This is a genomic window from Sinomonas gamaensis (assembly GCF_005876955.1).
In the GTDB taxonomy this organism is placed as follows: Bacteria; Actinomycetota; Actinomycetes; order Actinomycetales; family Micrococcaceae; genus Sinomonas; species Sinomonas gamaensis.
The window spans coordinates 48,853-65,157 of sequence record NZ_SSCL01000006.1 but is presented as its reverse complement, the minus strand read 5'-3'; the positions used below and the strand labels follow the sequence as shown (position 1 = coordinate 65,157).

Here is a 16,305-nt window from a genome sequence, read left to right as displayed (position 1 = left end):
ATGGATCAATGGGTCAAAGCGCTGAATTCGGCCGATTCCTCAAGGCCATGCGGTCTCGCCTCGCACCAGAGCAGGCGGGCATCGCTGCGACGTCGAGTGGTCGGCGCGTGCCCGGCCTCCGTCGCGAGGAGATCGCGTATCTGGCCGGCGTGAGCACGGACTACTACACGCGCCTCGAGCAGGGTCGGAACATCCACCCGTCGCGCTCGGTGCTCGATTCCGTCGCGCGGGCCCTCCAGCTGGACGACGGCGAGCGGGCCCACATGATCAACCTGCTCGAGCACTGCGCGAACTCGAAACGCCCGCTGCCCCCGCAGACCGCGCGACCGGCGCTGCGCCAGCTGGTCGACGCCGTCGGGAATGTCCCAGCCCTCGTGCTCGGCCGCCGCACCGAAGTCCTCGCCGGGAACCCGCTCGCCTTCCTCCTGCTCGCCGACTTCCCGAGCATGCCGCTGCAGGAGCGGAACCTCACACGGTGGATCATCCTGGATCCCAGGGCCAAGGAGCTGTTCACCGATTGGAAGACGGTGGCCGCGGAGGCCACGGGAGCGCTGAGGGTCGACGTCGGCCGTCACCCCAACGATCCCGAGGCGAACCAGCTCGTGGGCGAGCTCGCGGTGCACAGCGAGCACTTCCGCAAATGGTGGGCTGGCCATCGAGTGGTGACCGAACACGCAGGGGTCCTGCGGATGCGGCATCCGGTGGTCGGAGACCTCGAACTGAACTTCGAGGATCTCGCGCCCCGGCACGATCCGGACCTGACGCTGCGCGTGTTCACCGCCAAGCCCGGCTCGCCCTCGGCGGATTCCCTCGCGATGCTCGGCAGCTTCGGGGCGCAGGAGCCGAAGCCGGCCACAGCGCGGGCGCTCGACGAGACAATTTGAACTGACCGGTCAGTTTCACTAAACTGGGACCATGCTTTCAGTTCGTGAGCTCCGCGTGCAGGGGCGCCACGGCGACCTCGTGGCCCCCACTTCCTTCGAAGCCCCGATCGGGGCGCTCACCCTTGTCCAGGCCGACGGCCAGGACACGCGCACCGCACTCGCCCTCGCGGCGAGCGGCCGCTACTTCCCGGACGGGGGAACGGCGCTCTGGGGCGCAGAGGCAGGCCCCAAGAAGAACCTCAAGACCCTCCGCCGCGCGAGTGCCCTCGTCGACTCGCCCGGGATCAACGAGGCCGAGCGGCACCTGAGCGTGCTCGGCCTCGTCGGCGAAGACCTCTCGCTCCTGCCCCGGCGTCACCGCGCGTTCGGAACCCCCGAGGCCTGGCTGACCGTGCATGCGTTCGAGGACGTTGCTTCCCAATGGGTCGACGAGCTTCCCGCCCGGCGCCGGGTGGAGCTCCTCGCCGACCTCGCGCTCTCCGATCCGGCCGTGCGCCTCCTCGTGGTCGACTCCCCCGACCGACATTCCGATCGCGCCGAGGATTGGCTCCCGCGCCTCGAGCGGCTCGCGACGGAGCCGGGGAGGCCGCTCGCCGTCGTCGCCATCGTCGGAGAGGTGCCGCTCGGCTGGGAAGCCGGGACCGCCGTCGTCGGCAATTCCCAGACCCAACCCCTCGAGGAGGTGCGCGCATGACCGTGCTGCGCCTCGCCCGCTCGGAACTCCAGCGCATGACCTCCGGCCTCCTGCCGAAGCTCGCAATCCTCGCGCTCACGATGGTGCCGCTGCTCTACGGCGCGGTGTACCTCTACGCGAACTGGGATCCTTATTCGAACACCAACCATCTCAAGGCCGCGCTCGTCGTCGAGGACCGGGGCGAGGTGGGCGGCAAGGTCGCGAGCAGTCTCGTGGACGGCCACGTCTTCGACTGGCAGCGCGTCCCCGACCAGCAGACCGCCGAGGCTGGCGTGCGGAACGGCACTTACTCGTTCGCGCTGCGCATCCCCGCGGATTTCTCGGCCAACCTCGCCTCCCCCTCGACCTTCGACGCCGCACGGCAGGCGATGCTCGACGTCACCACGAACGACGCGAACAACTACCTCCTGTCCACGATCGTGGACAAGGCCACGAAGGCCGTCCACGATTCGGTCGCCAAGGAGGTTGGCGTCGAGACCGCGAACCAGCTCCTCACGGGCTACGGAACGATCCATACGCAGATGGTCCAGGCCGCCGACGCCGCGGGGCAGCTGCGCGACGGCGTAGGCCAGGTGTCCGAGGGCGCAAGCCAGCTCGCCACGGGCACGGCCCAGCTGCGCACCGGCGCCGCCCAGCTTGCGGACGGCCAGCAGCAGCTCGTCGCCGGCTCAGCTCAGGTGCGCGACGGCGCGTCCCAGCTCGCCACGGGGCTCGACACACTCGAGCAGAAGACGGCGTCGCTCCCGGCTGACACCCAGAAGCTCGCGGACGGCGCGGCGCAGGTCGCCGCCGGCAACCAGCTCCTGAATCAGAAGGTCCAAGGGGCGGTCGCCGCAGGGGACGCCGCCCAGGCGCAGCTCCAGCAGCAGACCAGAGGGGCACTCGCCCAGCTCGTGGCCAACGGAACCCTGACCCCCGCGCAGGCGCAGCAGGTCGGCGCAGCGCTCACCGCCGCCGGACAGTCACCTTCCGGCCAGAGCGCAACGGCCCAGCTCACCTCCGCGGCGGGGCAGGTCGCCCAGCTCGCCGCCGGTTCCCAGCAGGTGGCCGACGGCGCGCGGCAGCTCGCGAACGGCATGCCAGCCCTCGCTTCGGGCATCAGCCAGGCCGACGGCGGAGCCCACCAGGTAGCGTCCGGAGCCTCCCAGCTCGCCGCCGGGGAGCAGAGCGCCGCCGCCGGCGCGGCTCAGCTCTCAGACGGCGCGGCTAAGGCAGACGACGGCGCGCAGGCCCTCGCCTCCGGCGCGGCACAGGCGCATGACGGCGCGGCCCAGCTCGCGGACGGCCTCGCCACGGGCGCGGGCAAGGTCCCGAACCCGACCGACGCCCAGAAGGGCAACGTCTCGCGGGTCATCGCAGATCCGGTCGCCGTGAACAGCGTCTCGCAGGCGAAGGCCGCGACGTACGGGGCAGGCCTCGCACCGTACTTCCTCGCGCTCGCAATGTGGGTCGGCATCTTCATGCTGACCCAGGCCATGCGTCCCGTGACCAAGCGGGCCCTCGCCTCGAATGCCCCCGCATGGAAGATCGCCGTCGGCGGCTGGCTCCCGTTCGCTGTCGTCTCGGCGGCGCAGGCCACGGTGCTGACCGCCGTCGTCGACCTCGGCCTCGGGCTCCACCCGGCCCACCCGTGGCTCATGTGGCTGTTCCTCATGCTCGGCGGCGTCGCGTTCAGCGCGATCATCCAGGGGATCGTCTCGCTGCTCGGCTCGGTGGGGAAGTTCGTGGTGCTGATCCTGCTGATCCTGCAGCTCGTCTCCTCCGGAGGCACGTTCCCCTGGGAGATGACGCCGGCCCCGTTCCAGGTGGCGCATGCGGTCCTGCCGATGAGCTACGTGGTGACCGGCATGCGGCACCTCATCTACGGCGGCGACCTCTCCGGGATCCTCCCGCTCGTCGCCGGGCTCGTCGGGTACGCGCTCGTGGGGTCAGCGCTGAACATCCTCGGCACGCGCAAGAACATGACGTGGCGCCTCAAGACCCTCCAGCCGGAGATTTCGATATGAGCCCCGCGCCCACCCGCGGGTCCGCCCGGTCGGAGGCGACCAAGCAGCGGCTCTTCCTGGCCGCCGTCGAGCTCATCGGGCAGCGCGGAGCCGACGCCGTGACGGTGGACGAGATCGCCGCCGCCGCCGGCGTCGCCAAGGGCACCGTCTACTACAACTTCGGAAGCAAGCAGGAACTCGTCCAGCAGCTCCTGCGCTACGGCATGGGCTTGCTCATGGCCCGGCTTCTCGGGGAGACGGACGACGGCGCTCCCCGCCCGCCGTCGTCGGACCCTCTTGGCGAGGTGCGCGGCATGGTGCGCCGCGCTCTCGAGTTCATCGCCGAATATCCCGCGTTCGTGCGCCTCTGGCTGGGCGAGCAGTGGAGGGCCGACGGCACGTGGCACGCGCTCCTGTCCGACATGCGGGCCGAGGTCCTCGCCGAGATCGAGGCCGCAGTACGGCGAATCGACGCCGTGCAGCCGCTTCGAGCCGGGCTCACGCCCGGTGGAGTCGCCGTCGCGCTGTTCGGTGCGGCCTTCGTGACCGGGTTGGATCGCGCCGCGTTCAATCCGCAGCGCGGTCTCGACGAGGCCGCCGAGTCGGTGTTCGCGCTCGTCCGCGGTTCGCTCGAGAAACGCTGAGGCCGATCGGCAGGGCGACACTGAGTGGGGCTCGGCCAATGAAAAACTAGGACTCGTGGTCCCCTCGCGATTCCTTCCGCTGCGGCGCAGTGCCCGCGCGTCTCTCTGCTGTGCAGCGGCGACGGCCATCCTCGCGGCGCTCACGGCATGGCAGCTCGAGGAATGGCTCGGCGCCCTGACCCTCGCCGCCCTCGCGGGTTTCATCCTCTGCGCGCTGTACACGATCCTGGGCATGAACCGCTATTGGGTGGCGGCAGTCGCGTCCGCGACGACCGCGGCGACGATTGGGTGCAGCCTCGCCTTCCTGCGCATGCTCGGACTCGCGTGGGACGACGCGCCCGACTCCGTGACCACGGTCTCGAGCCGGGACGCAGATCCGTACTTCGTGGGTGCTGTTGTGGCGGCCCTCGCGACGCTGGGCATCCTCTTCGTGGCGTCGGCCTGGCCGCGCCGACGCAGGACTGTGGCAAAGCCCGCTCGGAAACCGGTGGCGCGCCCGACCGCGCAGCGGCCCAGCCCGAAAGCGCCTGCGCCGAAGCCCCCGGCGGCCAGGGCACCCGCGTCGAAGCCGGCCCCGCCGAGGCCTACCGGTGCTTCTGGCCGTGCTTCCGGCTCTCGGCCCGCGGCACGGCGAAATGGGTGAGGTTGGCGTCCTGGCCGTCGAGCTCTGCCCACGGCTTGTCCACCTCAAGAACCGCCAGCCCTGTGGTGGGGAAGTGGTTGGCGGCGTCCAGATAGGCGTCCTGGTCCGAATCGCGTGACGCCAGCCGCAGCACGAGGTCCTGAACGCCCGGCATGTGGGCGATGACCAGGAGCGTCCGCACCGTGTCGGGGACGTGGTTGATCACGGCCAGCATCCGCGCGGCGCCTGCGGCGTAGAGCCCAGACTCTAGCTTCGGGGTCGGGGCGAGATCCCCGAGTTCCCCGCAGACCCACGTGCAGGTCTGCCGCGTGCGCAGGGCGACCGAGCACAGGATGAAGTCCGGCACCACGCGGTGCGCGAGGAGCCATTTCCCGGCCTCGGGCGCATCGGCATGACCGCGCTCCGCGAGGGGCCGGTCGACATCGGGGACGCCTTCGGGCCACGCGGCCTTGGCGTGGCGCAGGACCACTAGCCGCTTGACGTGGTGCTTGCTCATGGGAGCAAGCCTAGACACCGATCAGATCGAGTACTCGGGCGCGGCCCAGACGATGACCTCGGGATGCTCGTAGAAGCGGTAGCCCTGCCCCCGCACTGTGCGGACGGTGTTCGCGAGGCGTCCGAGCTTCGACCGGAGGCGACGGATGTGGACGTCGATCGTCCGCTCGTTCGGAATCTCCTCGGCGTTCTTCCACAGGTTCTCGAGCAGCTCGTCGCGGCTGACCGTGCGCGTGCCGTTCTCCACGAGGTAGTTGAGGAGCTCGAACTCCTTGAACGTGAGGTTCAGCGACTCGCCGTCGAGGTGGACTTCGCGCCGCGCGAGGTCGATGAGCACGCCACTGGGGCGGTTGTCGTTGGACTGCGGCGCGCGCGGCTCGGGGCGGGGGCGGGTGCCGATCGTGGGGTCGCCGAACGTCGAGCGCACCACGTCGAGGGGACTCCCCTGTGCAGCAGCGGGGGCGACGGCGACTGCTGCGTAGCTTTCGACGCCGGGCACGAGATTCTGGGCGTAGGCGCGGATTTCCTGGGCAATCCGCGCGATGGACGTGCCAGCGGCAGCAGCCTGCTCCTCGGAGATGCCCACGTAGAGGACGAACCCATGCGCCACCGTGTCGGAGGCGACGGAGCGGACGGGCTCGGTGCCCGGTGCGACGACAGGCGTCGGCGCCGTGATCGGGGCGTAGTCGTCAGTGACGGGACGAAGGGGACGAGCGGAGTAGGGATCGGAGGGGTTCGTAACCCGTCCTCCGAACGGCTGGCGCGTGGGCGCCGTCTGGGCGCGCTGGGCGTTGCGGACAGAGATGTGGACGTATCCGGATGCAACCGACATGGAGTGCTGACCTTCGCGTGGGACTAGCCGCTAGCGGCTTCGAATGCTGAACAGGGAAGAAGAAGCAGGTGCTGGGGATGGTGCAGTCAGCTATGCATTCGACAACAGCACATGGTCCGGCTGGCAGGGGTGCCGGAGCGATGGGCCGCCGTTGCAGGTGCCATTGAGTCCTTGTTCACACCAGCGAGTGTCCCCCGTAACAATGGCTACAGGCAAGTAACAAAGCGCTTCCCGTCTCGGATCGTGAGACGAAACGAGGAATTGTGATAGATCTCACGATTCGGCCAGAACCATATATGAACGTGACTTTTCACGTTTTTCGCGCTGTTTCCTGCCGTGCACCGAATATTGTTCGGCGTCTCCTGAACCGTTTCCCCGCCGTTCACGGACTTCTGCAGCATCCACCATGTGGACCGTCTGGCAGATCACCCGCGGAATCACGGGTCTCAAGTGGACAGAGTTGGGCGTTCATCTGCAGAATACCGCCTCGTCCGAGGCTCGCCCGTGATCTGCTGTTACCCAAATGTGACAAAGGCAAGCGTGTGCCTTAGGGTGGTCGAGGCACGGGCTCCCGTGCCGCTCCGGGTGTGGTTCGCCGAACTCTGCCGACAGCCCGGAGTGCAGGAGAAGGCAGAGACGGAGGAACCATCGGCCCGCGAAGGCCCGCTCAATGCGGACCAGCGGCCAGGGGTGAAGCCCGCGCCAGGACGGCGGGGGCCGGATGACTCGCATCCGAACCCGGCAGCTAACTTCGCAGGCGCTAACGAGAGGTTCCTTGCGTGAGCAACACCATGTCCTTGGGCACACCTGTGCGCCAACGCGGTCGTCACCGCGCGACGACGCCGCCCAGCCGTCTTGTCCGTATCACCGCCGGCCTCGGCAACGCGACGAGCGGTCGTTACCGCAACGCCGTCGTCGCCGCCTCCCTCGGGCTCGTCACCGCCGTCAGCGGCGGCGCCGCAGCCAGCGCAGGCCAGCTCACTCCGGCGCTGTCCATGTCCCCGGAGAACGTGTCGCCGCAGATCAGCGCAACGGCGAACGCGAAGATCGACTTCGCCCGCACCGCCGTCGGCTCCATCTCCAAGGCCCAGGCCGATCAGGAAGCCGCTGCAGCAGCGGCCGCCGCGAAGGCCGAGCTCCTCAAGACCCAGCCGGTCAACGACCCGGCCGGCGCACAGGCCTATGCCGCGAGCCAGCTGGCGAAGTTCGGCTGGGGCCAGGACCAGATGCAGGCATTGATCACGCTCTGGAACCGCGAGTCCGATTGGACCACCACCGCCGAGAACGCCAGCAGCGGCGCCTACGGCATCGCCCAGGCCCTCCCCGGCGGCAAGATGTCCTCGGCTGGCGACGACTGGCACACCAACTACCGCACGCAGATCGACTGGGGTCTCGGCTACATCAAGGACCGCTACGGCTCCCCCTCGAACGCGCTCGCGTTCCACTACGCGCACAACTGGTATTAAGCCGACCTCTGCCGCATGATTCCGGGGCTCATGCCTCGTGAGTCCGCACAGAGTCCGCAGGAACCCCGAGGACCGCAGCCATCAGCCCTGATGCTGCGGTCCTCGTCTTATCTTCGGCGTTGGGCCACAGGTGGGCATAGACGTTCAGCGTGATGCTCGGCTTGGCGTGGCCAAGGGCCTTCTGGACGGTAACGACGTCGCACCCGTCCGCGATGAGGCCCGAGGCGTAGAAGTGCCTCAGATCGTGCAGCGTGTACTTGTCACCCAACGCGGCCGCCTTGCGAACGGTGCGCCAGTTGCTCCCGGCTGAATGCCGGTTGAGCACATGCCCCCGTAGCCGAATAGCCATTGCTCATCCGCATGAACGCCGATCGTCTCGATATGCCGAGCCAAGATCTGGAGCAACCCGTCCGGGACATAGATGTCTCGCTCTGATCCATGCTTCGGCGGGACGATGCGGGTTTCCTTGAGCACGTCGCCCTGGACCTGCCGCGCAACGCTGATGGTTCGGCGGAGGAAATCGACATCGCCCAACTGGAGTCCCAGACGTTGGACAAATTAAAGGCTAGGCCTTCCGAAGCCACTCCCGGATCTCTGCCCGCTGTGCCGTCTCCCTGCGATTCACGGCCGGGTGAGGCGGTGGTGGTGTGGCGAATTCCTCATATCTGGCTTCCGAGATCCGGCAAGTCCTGCCGATCCTGATCGGAGAGAGTTTCCCCTGACGGACGAGACGGCGCACAGTCTCTTCACCGACAGCAAGCCGTCGAGCGACCTCAGCAACCGTCAGCATCGGGCGGTCGTCAACACCGCTCACCGCACCGGCTCCGAGGGGAGCGATTCGAGCCAAGCTTCGAGCTCTGACGCGAGGATGACGGGCTTGCTGTTGATGTACTTCGCTGCGAGGTCTCCGCGTTCAACGAAGCGCCGCAGCGTCCTCGAACTCACGCCGACAGCCTCACCCGCCTGCTCAAACGTGTACGCCCGTTTCTTGGGATCCATGAGCGGCAGGCTACGGCCAGCCCGCGGGACTTTGGTCACGATTACGCAACAGGATGCTTCCAAGCCCAGCTTGCCGTGATAGCTTTACAGCCATAAACACCGGCCCCGCTGTTAGCTGCTGCTAACAAGGGCCGGTTTTCTTTGTGCAGGGGGATAGCTGTGGCGGCCTATGATCGTCCGTACCTGACCTATGAGGAACAGGTCGACCTTATGGTGTCCCGAGGCCTGGAGTGCCTCTCTCCTGCCGATGCAGCGAGCACGCTGGCGCAGATCGGATATTACCGCCTCTCCGCGTACACCTACCCCTTCCGGAAGCTGCTCGCCCCAGGAGCACCGCGAGAGTCCCCCGTCCAGTTCCGCGAGGCAGAGTTCATGCCGGGCTACTCGATCGACCATGCGGTCAGCCTCTATGCGTTCGATCACTCGCTGAGGATGCTTTGCCTAGATGCGCTGAAGATCGTGGAAGTGGCGCTGCGCGCCCGTGTCGCCTATGTCTTGGGTAAGAGGGACCAGTTCGGGTACCTCGAACGGGGCGCTCTTGACGAGGACACCTGTCGAACCCACGCCCCCAGTGGGGGGCAAGGCGACATGTTCGATTACTGGATCAAGTGCTACGAAGACCGGCAAGCGCGTGCGACGTCGGAGGACTTCGTTCGACACTACGTTCAGAAGTACGACGGCCGGCTTCCGGTGTGGGTAGCTGTAGAAGTACTCGACTTCGGCGCTATCACCAGACTGTACAGTCTGCTGAGGCGAGAGGATCAGAACGAGATTTCTCGAGGTTGGGGAGTTGCGAATGCGCGTCAGCTTCATAGCTGGCTCCTGACCCTTGGGAACGTGAGGAACCTTTGTGCACACCACTCCCGTTTGTGGAACAAGAACCTCACGTACGCCATACGCCGCTTCAACCCTACGATCGTCGGCCCCGATCTGGGGCATATTTCAAATTTCGACCGTCCAAAGAAGCTGTATGCGTCCCTGGCAATTCTCGCGTACCTAGTGACGCAGATCGACCCAACTACGAACTGGCCGAGAGCTCTTAAGACCAAAGTCTCCAAGAAGTTCCCCGCGATACCAGGTCTCTCACCCGAGACTGAGATGGGGTTTCCGCCCGGATGGACCGAACAACCCTTGTGGAACTACGAACCTGCCAAGAAGAATCGCTGAGTCCGCAGATAGTCCGCAGGAGGTCCAGCCGAGGCCCGTTCGACCCAGCAAAGGCCAACGTCGAAAACCCCGGAATCATGCGGAACTCAACGCTTCCCAGCCACAGTCAATCCCCGTATCCCACTACGCGCACAACTGGTACTGAAAGATACTCAACCCGCTGCTCACACGCACGTCGGCGCCGCTCCCCTCGGTGGGGGCGGCGCCGTCGTTTTCAACGCGGCACGGCAGGTTCAACGCGGCCCGGGCAGGCCGGATTCGGGGCGGCGGGGTTCAGTCGAGGCCGACGAGAACGTCGTGCAGCGTCTTGCAGGGCCACGGCTGCTCGCATGCAGAGCAAGGCTCCCCCACATAGAGCCCTCGGGGTGAATGCTTCTCCACGACGGGGCGCCACGTCTCAGCAGCAATGGCGTTCCGCGACGATCGATCGACCGAAGTCTCCCTGACCATCTTGAGCATCACCTGATACAGCGGCCCCGCCAATTCCCTCCCCATGCAGCCCGACCATACCCCCGCGCGTTGTACCTGTACATGATTGAGTTGATCTCAGGTATCCACACGCACGACACCGCCGCTCCTCTGGGTGGGAAGAGGCGCCGTCGTTGTTATTCAGCGCTTTGGCTCAGCCAGAGCTCAGTTGCTCTGGCCCGAACTGCCGGATCCGCCTGTGCCGGACGACGTGCCCGTCGCCGAGGAGACGAGGATGCTGAGGGCGGAATTGCCGTCCTTGAGGGCGGTGATCCGCACGGTCTGTCCGCTCGCCAGGCTTGAAGCGCTCAGCGACCCCTGCTGGCTCTGGGACTGGCCCTGGGATTGGCCCTGCCCGCGGTTCCCCCGGGCGCCGACGCTCGCGATGGCGGTGTCCGAGGTGATCGCGTAGGACTGCTCATAGCCGTCACCGCTCTTGACCGTGATCTTGCCCGACGAGACGGACGTGATGGTCCCGGACTGCTCGAGCTCCGTCACATACTGGCCGTTGCGCTGCACCACATACTCGCCGTGAACCGCCTGCCCCGCGGCGCCGAGGCCGAGGTTGCCGGGACCACCGAAGCTGCCCTGGAACCCGCCGTTCGCGCCGGAACCGCCTTGGCCTTGGCCCGCTGCCCCGCCGCGCCCGCCCGCGAAGCCCTGATTCGCGGCGTTGGCAGCGTTGCTCGCATTGGTGGCCGCATAGACGGCGGCTCCCGCACCGCCGGCAATGACGACGGCGACGCCCGCCGCAGCGAGTCCCTTCTGCACGGGCGTCATGCGTTCGAGCGCGCCCTTGCGCGCGCGGGGGCTTTCTGGGGGAACAGCTCCCCAACCCTGGGGCTGCTGTCCCGGCTGCTGGGGTGCGCCCTGCTGGGGTGCGCCCCAGCCCTGAGCGGGGTACAGCGTCTCAGTGGGCTGAGGCTGCGCCTGGTAGGTCGGAGCTTGGGGAGCCGGCTGCTGGGGATTCGATTTCTGGTTCTCTGATCCGAAGGACATTGGTGTTCTCCTGTGAGGTCTGCTGGTGACGTTAGGTCCAGCGTCCTCAGAGATCCTGTGCTCCCGCTGTGCCGACCGGCTGGACTGGCTGTGCTTACGTGCGGCGGGACGGCGCGGGAGCGGCACGTCGGCACTAGGCTGGCCTCCACAGGGTCTCCACAGGAAGAACTCAGGCTCGGACTACCCATCCACAGGAGGCTGGAATCATGGCAAGTCCCTACACGACCAACAACCTCCCGGCCCTGACCCACCCGGATGGCTCCCCGATCCGCGCTCTCGTCGTCGATGATGAGCCGAGCCTCTCCGAACTCATGAGCATGGGCCTGCGGATGACCGGATGGAGCGTGCAGGTCGCCGCCGATGGGCCCGCCGCCGTCAAGTCCGCCCGCGATTTCCGGCCTGATGTTCTGGTGCTGGACGTCATGATCCCCGGCTTCGACGGGGTCGAGGTGCTCAAGCGCGTCCGTCAGTTCCTGCCCGAGGTGCCTGCCCTCTTCCTGACCGCCAAGGACGCCGTCGAGGACCGGATCACGGGACTTGCCGCAGGCGGCGACGACTACGTGACCAAGCCGTTCAGCATGGAAGAGGTCATGCTCAGGCTGCACCGCCTCGTCCAGCGCTCGGGCGTCGCAGCCCAGGACGACGCCGAGCTCGTGGTGGGCGACCTCGTGCTCAACACCGACACGCGTGAGGTGACCCGCAGCGGCGAGGAGATCCAGCTCACTGCCACCCAGTTCGAGCTGCTCCGCTACCTCATGGAGAACCCGAAACGCGTCATCAGCAAGGCGCAGATCCTCGATCGCGTGTGGCAGTACGACTTCGGCGGCCAGGCCAACATCGTCGAGCTCTACATTTCCTACCTGCGCAAGAAGATCGACGCGAATCGAGCCCCCATGATCCACACCGTCCGCGGCGCGGGCTACGTGATCAAGCCCGCTGACGGATGAGCACCCTGGCCGGCGCCGCTCCGCGCCCGCGGCGCCGTTGGACCGACCCGAACGCGTGGCATCTGCGCACCAAGCTCGTCCTCGCCACGATGGCGCTGCTCGTGGCCATCTGCTCCGTGGTGGGTTCGCTCCTTTACGCGTCGATGGACAACTTCCTCACGCAGCAGCTCGACACGCAGCTCTTCCAGGCAAGCCACCGCGCCGCGCAGTACGGCGGCATCGGCCAGAACCCGAGCGGCAGCCAGCCTCGTCCGGACCCCCTCGATGCTCCCGGGCAGGGCGCAGGAACGCTCAGCGCGCGGCTCCAGGGCAACACGATCGTGCTCGCCGCGCTGCGGAGCCCGGAGGGCCAGCGGGTCGAACTGCAGCAGTCGGACATCGCCGCGCTGGTCTCGATCGCGCAGTCCCAGGCTGTCCAGTCAGGGCAGGCCGGCACGGTGCCCGTGGACCGCCGTCTCACCGTGGGCCATTACCGCATCGTGGCCGCCAAGACCGCCACGGGAGACGTGATCTTCACCGGCCTGCCCCTCGCCGCGAAGGACAGCGCGCTCGAGCAGCTCATCCTGACCACCGTCATCGTCTCCCTCGGCGGACTCGTGCTCATCGGCCTGATCGGGACGTATGTCATCCGCCGCACGCTTCAGCCGCTGGATCAGGTCTCCTCGGTCGCGGCGAAGGTTGCTCAGCTGCCGCTCGACGCCGGTGAGGTCGCCCTCGCCATGCGGGTACCGCCGTCGGCCGCTCACCCCGGCACCGAGGTGGGAAATGTGGGGCATGCGCTCAACCGCATGCTGGACAACGTGTCCGGGGCGCTCCACGCACGGCAGGAATCGGAGATGAAGGTGCGCCAGTTCGTGGCCGACGCGTCGCACGAGCTGCGCACCCCGCTCACCGCCATCCGCGGCTACACCGACATGCTCAAGATGACCGAGAAGCTCTCGCCGCAGGGCACCGAGTCGCTCGGGCGCGTCGAGACGCAGTCGCTGCGGATGAGCCGGCTCGTCGAAGACCTCCTGACCCTCGCGCGGCTCGACGAGGGTCAGCCCCTCAAGCTCGCGCCCGTCGACCTGACGCAGCTTGTCGTGGAGACGGTGTCGGATCAGAAGGTCATCGCGCCCGACCACCAATGGCGCCTCGACCTGCCCGAGGAACCGGTGGAGGTCAAGGCCGACGGCGCCCGCCTGCACCAGGTCATGGTCAATCTGCTCTCGAACGCCCGGAAGCACACCGACCCCGGCACCACCATCACCACCGGAGTCTCGCGCTCCGCGACCGGCGAGGCCGTCATCACCGTGACCGACACCGGGCCCGGCGTTCCGCCCGAGCTGCAGAAGAAGGCGTTCGCGCGCTTCACGCGTGCCGACAAGGCGCGGACCGGGACCGAGGGGTCAACGGGGCTCGGGCTTTCGATCGTCCAGGCGATCGTGGATGCCCATGGCGGGTCGGTGGAGCTGAGCTCGCGGCCGGGGCGCACGGAGTTCGCGGTGTACCTCCCCGCCTAACCCCAGAACGACTGCTCCATAACGGTCGTTTTGAGGCCTGAAAACGACAGTTATGGAGCAGTCGATGATTCCAGCGCAGGCTCGGCGTCGTGGACCGAGCGCCGGGTCGCGAGGAACGTCCCGGCCAGCACGAGCACGGCACCCGCCGCGATGAGGAGCGTGATCGGCTCGCCGCGCAGGCTGACGCCGAGCGCGAGGGCGACGACGGGGTTCACATACGCGATCGCCGTCGCGCGGGCGGGACCTGCATCGGCGATGAGGCGGAAGAACAGCAGGAACGCGAGCGCCGTGCAGAGGAGACCAAGCAGCACGAGCGACCCCGTGGCAGTGGACGACGGCAGCGACGCAGGCCACGTCGCAGCCGCGAACGGCGCGGAGATGAGCGCGGCGACTGTGAGGCAGACGGCAGTCATGGGCAGTGCGGGCACCGCGCCGAGTTTGAGCGCGGCGACCTGCGGCGCGATCGCATACCCGACCGCGACGAACAGCATCTCGACGACGGGCCAAGCGCCAGAGGTCTCCATCCCGCCTCCGCCCAGAGCCGCCACCCCGGCCACCGCAAGCACGAGGCCGAGGATCCGGAGGCCGCCGATCCTCCGCTCGAGCCCGATCAGCCGTGCGATCACGAGCGCCAGCACCGGCGCGAACGCGATGAGCAGCCCCGCAAGCGAGCTCGACAGATGCCGCTCCGCATCGCTGAGCAGGAACCAGGGCCCCACCATCTCGAGCAGCGCGAACGCCAGCACGGGCCAGCGATGCTGCCATACCGCCCGCAGCTGCCGCCAGGCGAACGGCAGGAGGACGACGGCGCCAATCGCCGTCCGCGCGAAGACGACGACGGCGGGACTCACCTCCGCGACCGCCTCGCTGATCAGAAGATAGGGGACGCCCCAGATGAGGCTCATTGCTGCAAACAATGTCCAGGTTCGGCGAGTCACGGACCAACTCTAGGACTGCCCACCGACAGGCTGCGAGGATTCGGCGCCATCCGAATCCTCCACCGCCGTTTCGGGTACGCCAACTCACCTCCCCCACCGTCTCGGGTACGCCAACTCACCTCCTTCCGCCCGTGACTCTGGGCCCCTGGGAGTATCTGTACCCGAGACGCAGAAGGCGGGGAGTTGGCGCTCCCGAAACGCCCAAGACGGGGAGTTGGTGTACCCGAGACGGTGGTGGGGGAGGGTCACAGCGGCGGCACAGCTTCGCTCTAATCCGAGCACAAGCCGGGACGGGAAAGTCGAAGCATGACGCTCACGGATCCCGCCTCCCAGGCCCTCGCGGCCCCCGAGGACCTCGGCGAGCCTGCCGCTCAGGCGGGCTCCGCCGTCGTAGGTCCCTTCCTGCAGCCGGGCACGGCACTCGACCTCCAGACCTTCCGCCGGGCTGGTATCCCGCTCCTCGACGTGACCGTCCCGGTCTACAACGAGGAGCAGGACCTCGAGGCGTGCGTCCGCAGGCTCGACGAGTACCTCGCCACCCAGTTCCAGCACACGTACCGCATCACGATCGCGGACAACGCGTCCACGGATTCGACGCTGCGGATTGCGGAGCGGCTGGCCCGGGAGCTGGAGAACGTGCAGGCGGTGCACCTCGACGAGAAGGGCCGCGGGAACGCGCTGCGGCGGGTGTGGCTTGCCTCCGACTCGCCGATCCTCGCGTACATGGACGTGGACCTCTCGACCGACCTCAACGCACTCGCCCCGCTCGTGGCGCCGCTGGTCTCAGGGCACTCGGATCTGGCGATCGGGACGCGCCTGTCACGCTCGTCGCGCGTCGTCCGAGGCCCGAAGCGCGAATTCGTCTCGCGCTCGTACAACTTCCTCCTCCACTCGCTCATGGGCACCCGCTTCAGCGACGCGCAGTGCGGATTCAAGGCGATCCGCGCAGACGTGGCCCAGCAGCTCCTCCCCCATACCCTGGACAAGGCGTGGTTCTTCGACACGGAGCTCCTGGTGCTCGCTGAGCGGTGCGGGCTGCGTTGCGCCGAGGTTCCGGTGGACTGGACCGACGACCCCAACTCGAAGGTCGACATCGTGCGCACCGCCCTCGAGGACCTGCGCGGCATGTCCCGCCTGACCACGGACATGGCACGCGGCCGTATCCCCCTCGCACAGCTCCAGGCCGCAATGGCCCGCGGCCCGCTCCCGGCCGGCGAGCGCGCGGAGGAGGCGGGACGGCGGCAGAGCCTGTTCGGCCAGCTGGTCCGCTTCGGAGCGATCGGGGTGGCTTCGACCCTCGCGTATGCGGCGCTGTATCTCCTCGGCCGGGTCTTTCTGGGCGCCCAGGCGGCGAACTTCGCGGCGCTCCTCATCACTGCGGTCGCGAACACGGCAGCGAACCGGCGCTTCACGTTCGGCGTCCTCGGCGGGGCTCGGCTGGCCCGCCACCACGCGGAGGGCCTCATCGTCTTCGCGATCGGCTGGGCCCTCACGGCCGGCGCGCTCCTCTGGATGAACTCGATCCCGAACCCAGGCCAGTGGATCGAGCTCACGGTCCTCACCCTCGCCAACCTCGCCGCGACGGCGGTCAAGTTCCTGCTCTTCCGACTCTGGGTGTTCCGCCGGCGCCCGTGACGCGCCC

Annotated in this window: 17 protein-coding genes and 1 riboswitch; of the genes, 10 read left to right on the top strand and 7 right to left on the bottom strand. The window is 67.8% G+C overall.

The genetic code is table 11. The features are described from left to right. The first annotated feature begins 8 nt into the window (after positions 1–8). The 5 genes from E5679_RS10025 to E5679_RS10005 are packed head-to-tail and all read left to right on the top strand — an operon-like array spanning position 9 to position 4,850. Entirely contained in the window at positions 9–884 is an 876-nt protein-coding gene (locus E5679_RS10025) for a helix-turn-helix transcriptional regulator (protein ID WP_138415360.1), read from the top strand. A 31-nt stretch (positions 885–915) separates the two neighbouring features. Then, positions 916–1,578: an ABC transporter ATP-binding protein gene (locus tag E5679_RS10020; RefSeq protein WP_138415358.1), complete on the top strand. Its 663-nt coding sequence runs from the start codon at positions 916–918 to the stop codon at positions 1,576–1,578. After that, on the top strand, positions 1,575–3,584 hold the full coding sequence (locus E5679_RS10015) for a YhgE/Pip domain-containing protein (protein WP_138415356.1): 2,010 nt from the start codon (positions 1,575–1,577) through the stop codon (positions 3,582–3,584). The genes E5679_RS10020 and E5679_RS10015 overlap by 4 nt, the downstream gene beginning before the upstream one ends. Further along, positions 3,581–4,207 carry a TetR/AcrR family transcriptional regulator gene (locus E5679_RS10010; RefSeq protein WP_138415354.1) on the top strand — a complete coding sequence of 209 codons (627 nt, stop codon included), beginning with the start codon at positions 3,581–3,583 and terminating at the stop codon, positions 4,205–4,207. The genes E5679_RS10015 and E5679_RS10010 overlap by 4 nt, the downstream gene beginning before the upstream one ends. A gap of 55 nt (positions 4,208–4,262) precedes the next feature. Then, positions 4,263–4,850, top strand: coding sequence for a hypothetical protein (locus E5679_RS10005; RefSeq protein ID WP_138415352.1), 588 nt, complete (start codon positions 4,263–4,265; stop codon positions 4,848–4,850). Here the strand turns inward: E5679_RS10005 and E5679_RS10000 are convergent. Both E5679_RS10000 and E5679_RS09995 read right to left on the bottom strand, forming a co-directional pair. After that, on the bottom strand, positions 4,792–5,346 hold the full coding sequence (locus E5679_RS10000; RefSeq protein ID WP_138415350.1) for a SixA phosphatase family protein: 555 nt from the start codon (positions 5,344–5,346) through the stop codon (positions 4,792–4,794). The two genes, E5679_RS10005 and E5679_RS10000, sit on opposite strands and share 59 nt — an antisense overlap. Before the next feature lie 21 nt (positions 5,347–5,367). Further along, entirely contained in the window at positions 5,368–6,177 is an 810-nt protein-coding gene (locus E5679_RS09995) for a winged helix-turn-helix domain-containing protein (RefSeq protein WP_138415348.1), read from the bottom strand. Between the two features lie 583 nt (positions 6,178–6,760). Beyond that, a riboswitch (cyclic di-AMP (ydaO/yuaA leader) is annotated at positions 6,761–6,952 on the top strand. Positions 6,953–6,956: 4 nt separating this feature from the next. On the opposite strand from E5679_RS09995, the gene E5679_RS09990 reads away from it, so the two are divergent. Further along, on the top strand, positions 6,957–7,643 hold the full coding sequence (locus E5679_RS09990; RefSeq protein ID WP_249336055.1) for an aggregation-promoting factor C-terminal-like domain-containing protein: 687 nt from the start codon (positions 6,957–6,959) through the stop codon (positions 7,641–7,643). Positions 7,644–7,671: 28 nt separating this feature from the next. Here the strand turns inward: E5679_RS09990 and E5679_RS21045 are convergent, their stop codons facing one another. The 3 genes from E5679_RS21045 to E5679_RS09975 all read right to left on the bottom strand — a co-directional run bounded on the left by E5679_RS21045 (position 7,672) and on the right by E5679_RS09975 (position 8,642). Next, positions 7,672–7,992 carry a tyrosine-type recombinase/integrase gene (locus tag E5679_RS21045; protein WP_212746923.1) on the bottom strand — a complete coding sequence of 107 codons (321 nt, stop codon included), beginning with the start codon at positions 7,990–7,992 and terminating at the stop codon, positions 7,672–7,674. 216 nt (positions 7,993–8,208) lie between these two features. Then, entirely contained in the window at positions 8,209–8,433 is a 225-nt protein-coding gene (locus tag E5679_RS21435; RefSeq protein WP_138415619.1) for a helix-turn-helix domain-containing protein, read from the bottom strand. A 20-nt stretch (positions 8,434–8,453) separates the two neighbouring features. Beyond that, the gene (locus E5679_RS09975) at positions 8,454–8,642 is read right to left on the bottom strand and encodes a helix-turn-helix domain-containing protein (RefSeq protein ID WP_138415346.1); all 189 of its coding nucleotides are present in this window, start codon (positions 8,640–8,642) and stop codon (positions 8,454–8,456) included. Between the two features lie 159 nt (positions 8,643–8,801). Between E5679_RS09975 and E5679_RS09970 the strand changes: the two genes are divergently transcribed. After that, a complete protein-coding gene (locus E5679_RS09970; RefSeq protein ID WP_138415344.1) occupies positions 8,802–9,809 on the top strand; it encodes an Abi family protein in 1,008 nt (335 codons plus the stop codon). Between the two features lie 633 nt (positions 9,810–10,442). Here E5679_RS09970 and E5679_RS09965 read toward each other — a convergent pair. Further along, positions 10,443–11,276: a hypothetical protein gene (locus E5679_RS09965; protein ID WP_138415342.1), complete on the bottom strand. Its 834-nt coding sequence runs from the start codon at positions 11,274–11,276 to the stop codon at positions 10,443–10,445. 206 nt (positions 11,277–11,482) lie between these two features. Here E5679_RS09965 and E5679_RS09960 point away from each other — a divergent pair, with 206 nt between their 5' ends. Together E5679_RS09960 and E5679_RS09955 are read left to right on the top strand one after the other, a co-directional pair. Then, the gene (locus E5679_RS09960) at positions 11,483–12,223 is read left to right on the top strand and encodes a response regulator transcription factor (protein ID WP_138415340.1); all 741 of its coding nucleotides are present in this window, start codon (positions 11,483–11,485) and stop codon (positions 12,221–12,223) included. Next, entirely contained in the window at positions 12,220–13,725 is a 1,506-nt protein-coding gene (locus tag E5679_RS09955; RefSeq protein WP_138415338.1) for a sensor histidine kinase, read from the top strand. The genes E5679_RS09960 and E5679_RS09955 overlap by 4 nt, the downstream gene beginning before the upstream one ends. 50 nt (positions 13,726–13,775) lie before the next feature. Here E5679_RS09955 and E5679_RS09950 read toward each other — a convergent pair whose 3' ends face one another. Further along, entirely contained in the window at positions 13,776–14,663 is an 888-nt protein-coding gene (locus tag E5679_RS09950; protein WP_138415336.1) for a DMT family transporter, read from the bottom strand. A gap of 306 nt (positions 14,664–14,969) precedes the next feature. Here E5679_RS09950 and E5679_RS09945 point away from each other — a divergent pair, with 306 nt between their 5' ends. Further along, the gene (locus tag E5679_RS09945; protein ID WP_138415334.1) at positions 14,970–16,298 is read left to right on the top strand and encodes a bifunctional glycosyltransferase family 2/GtrA family protein; all 1,329 of its coding nucleotides are present in this window, start codon (positions 14,970–14,972) and stop codon (positions 16,296–16,298) included. Positions 16,299–16,305 lie beyond the last annotated feature (7 nt).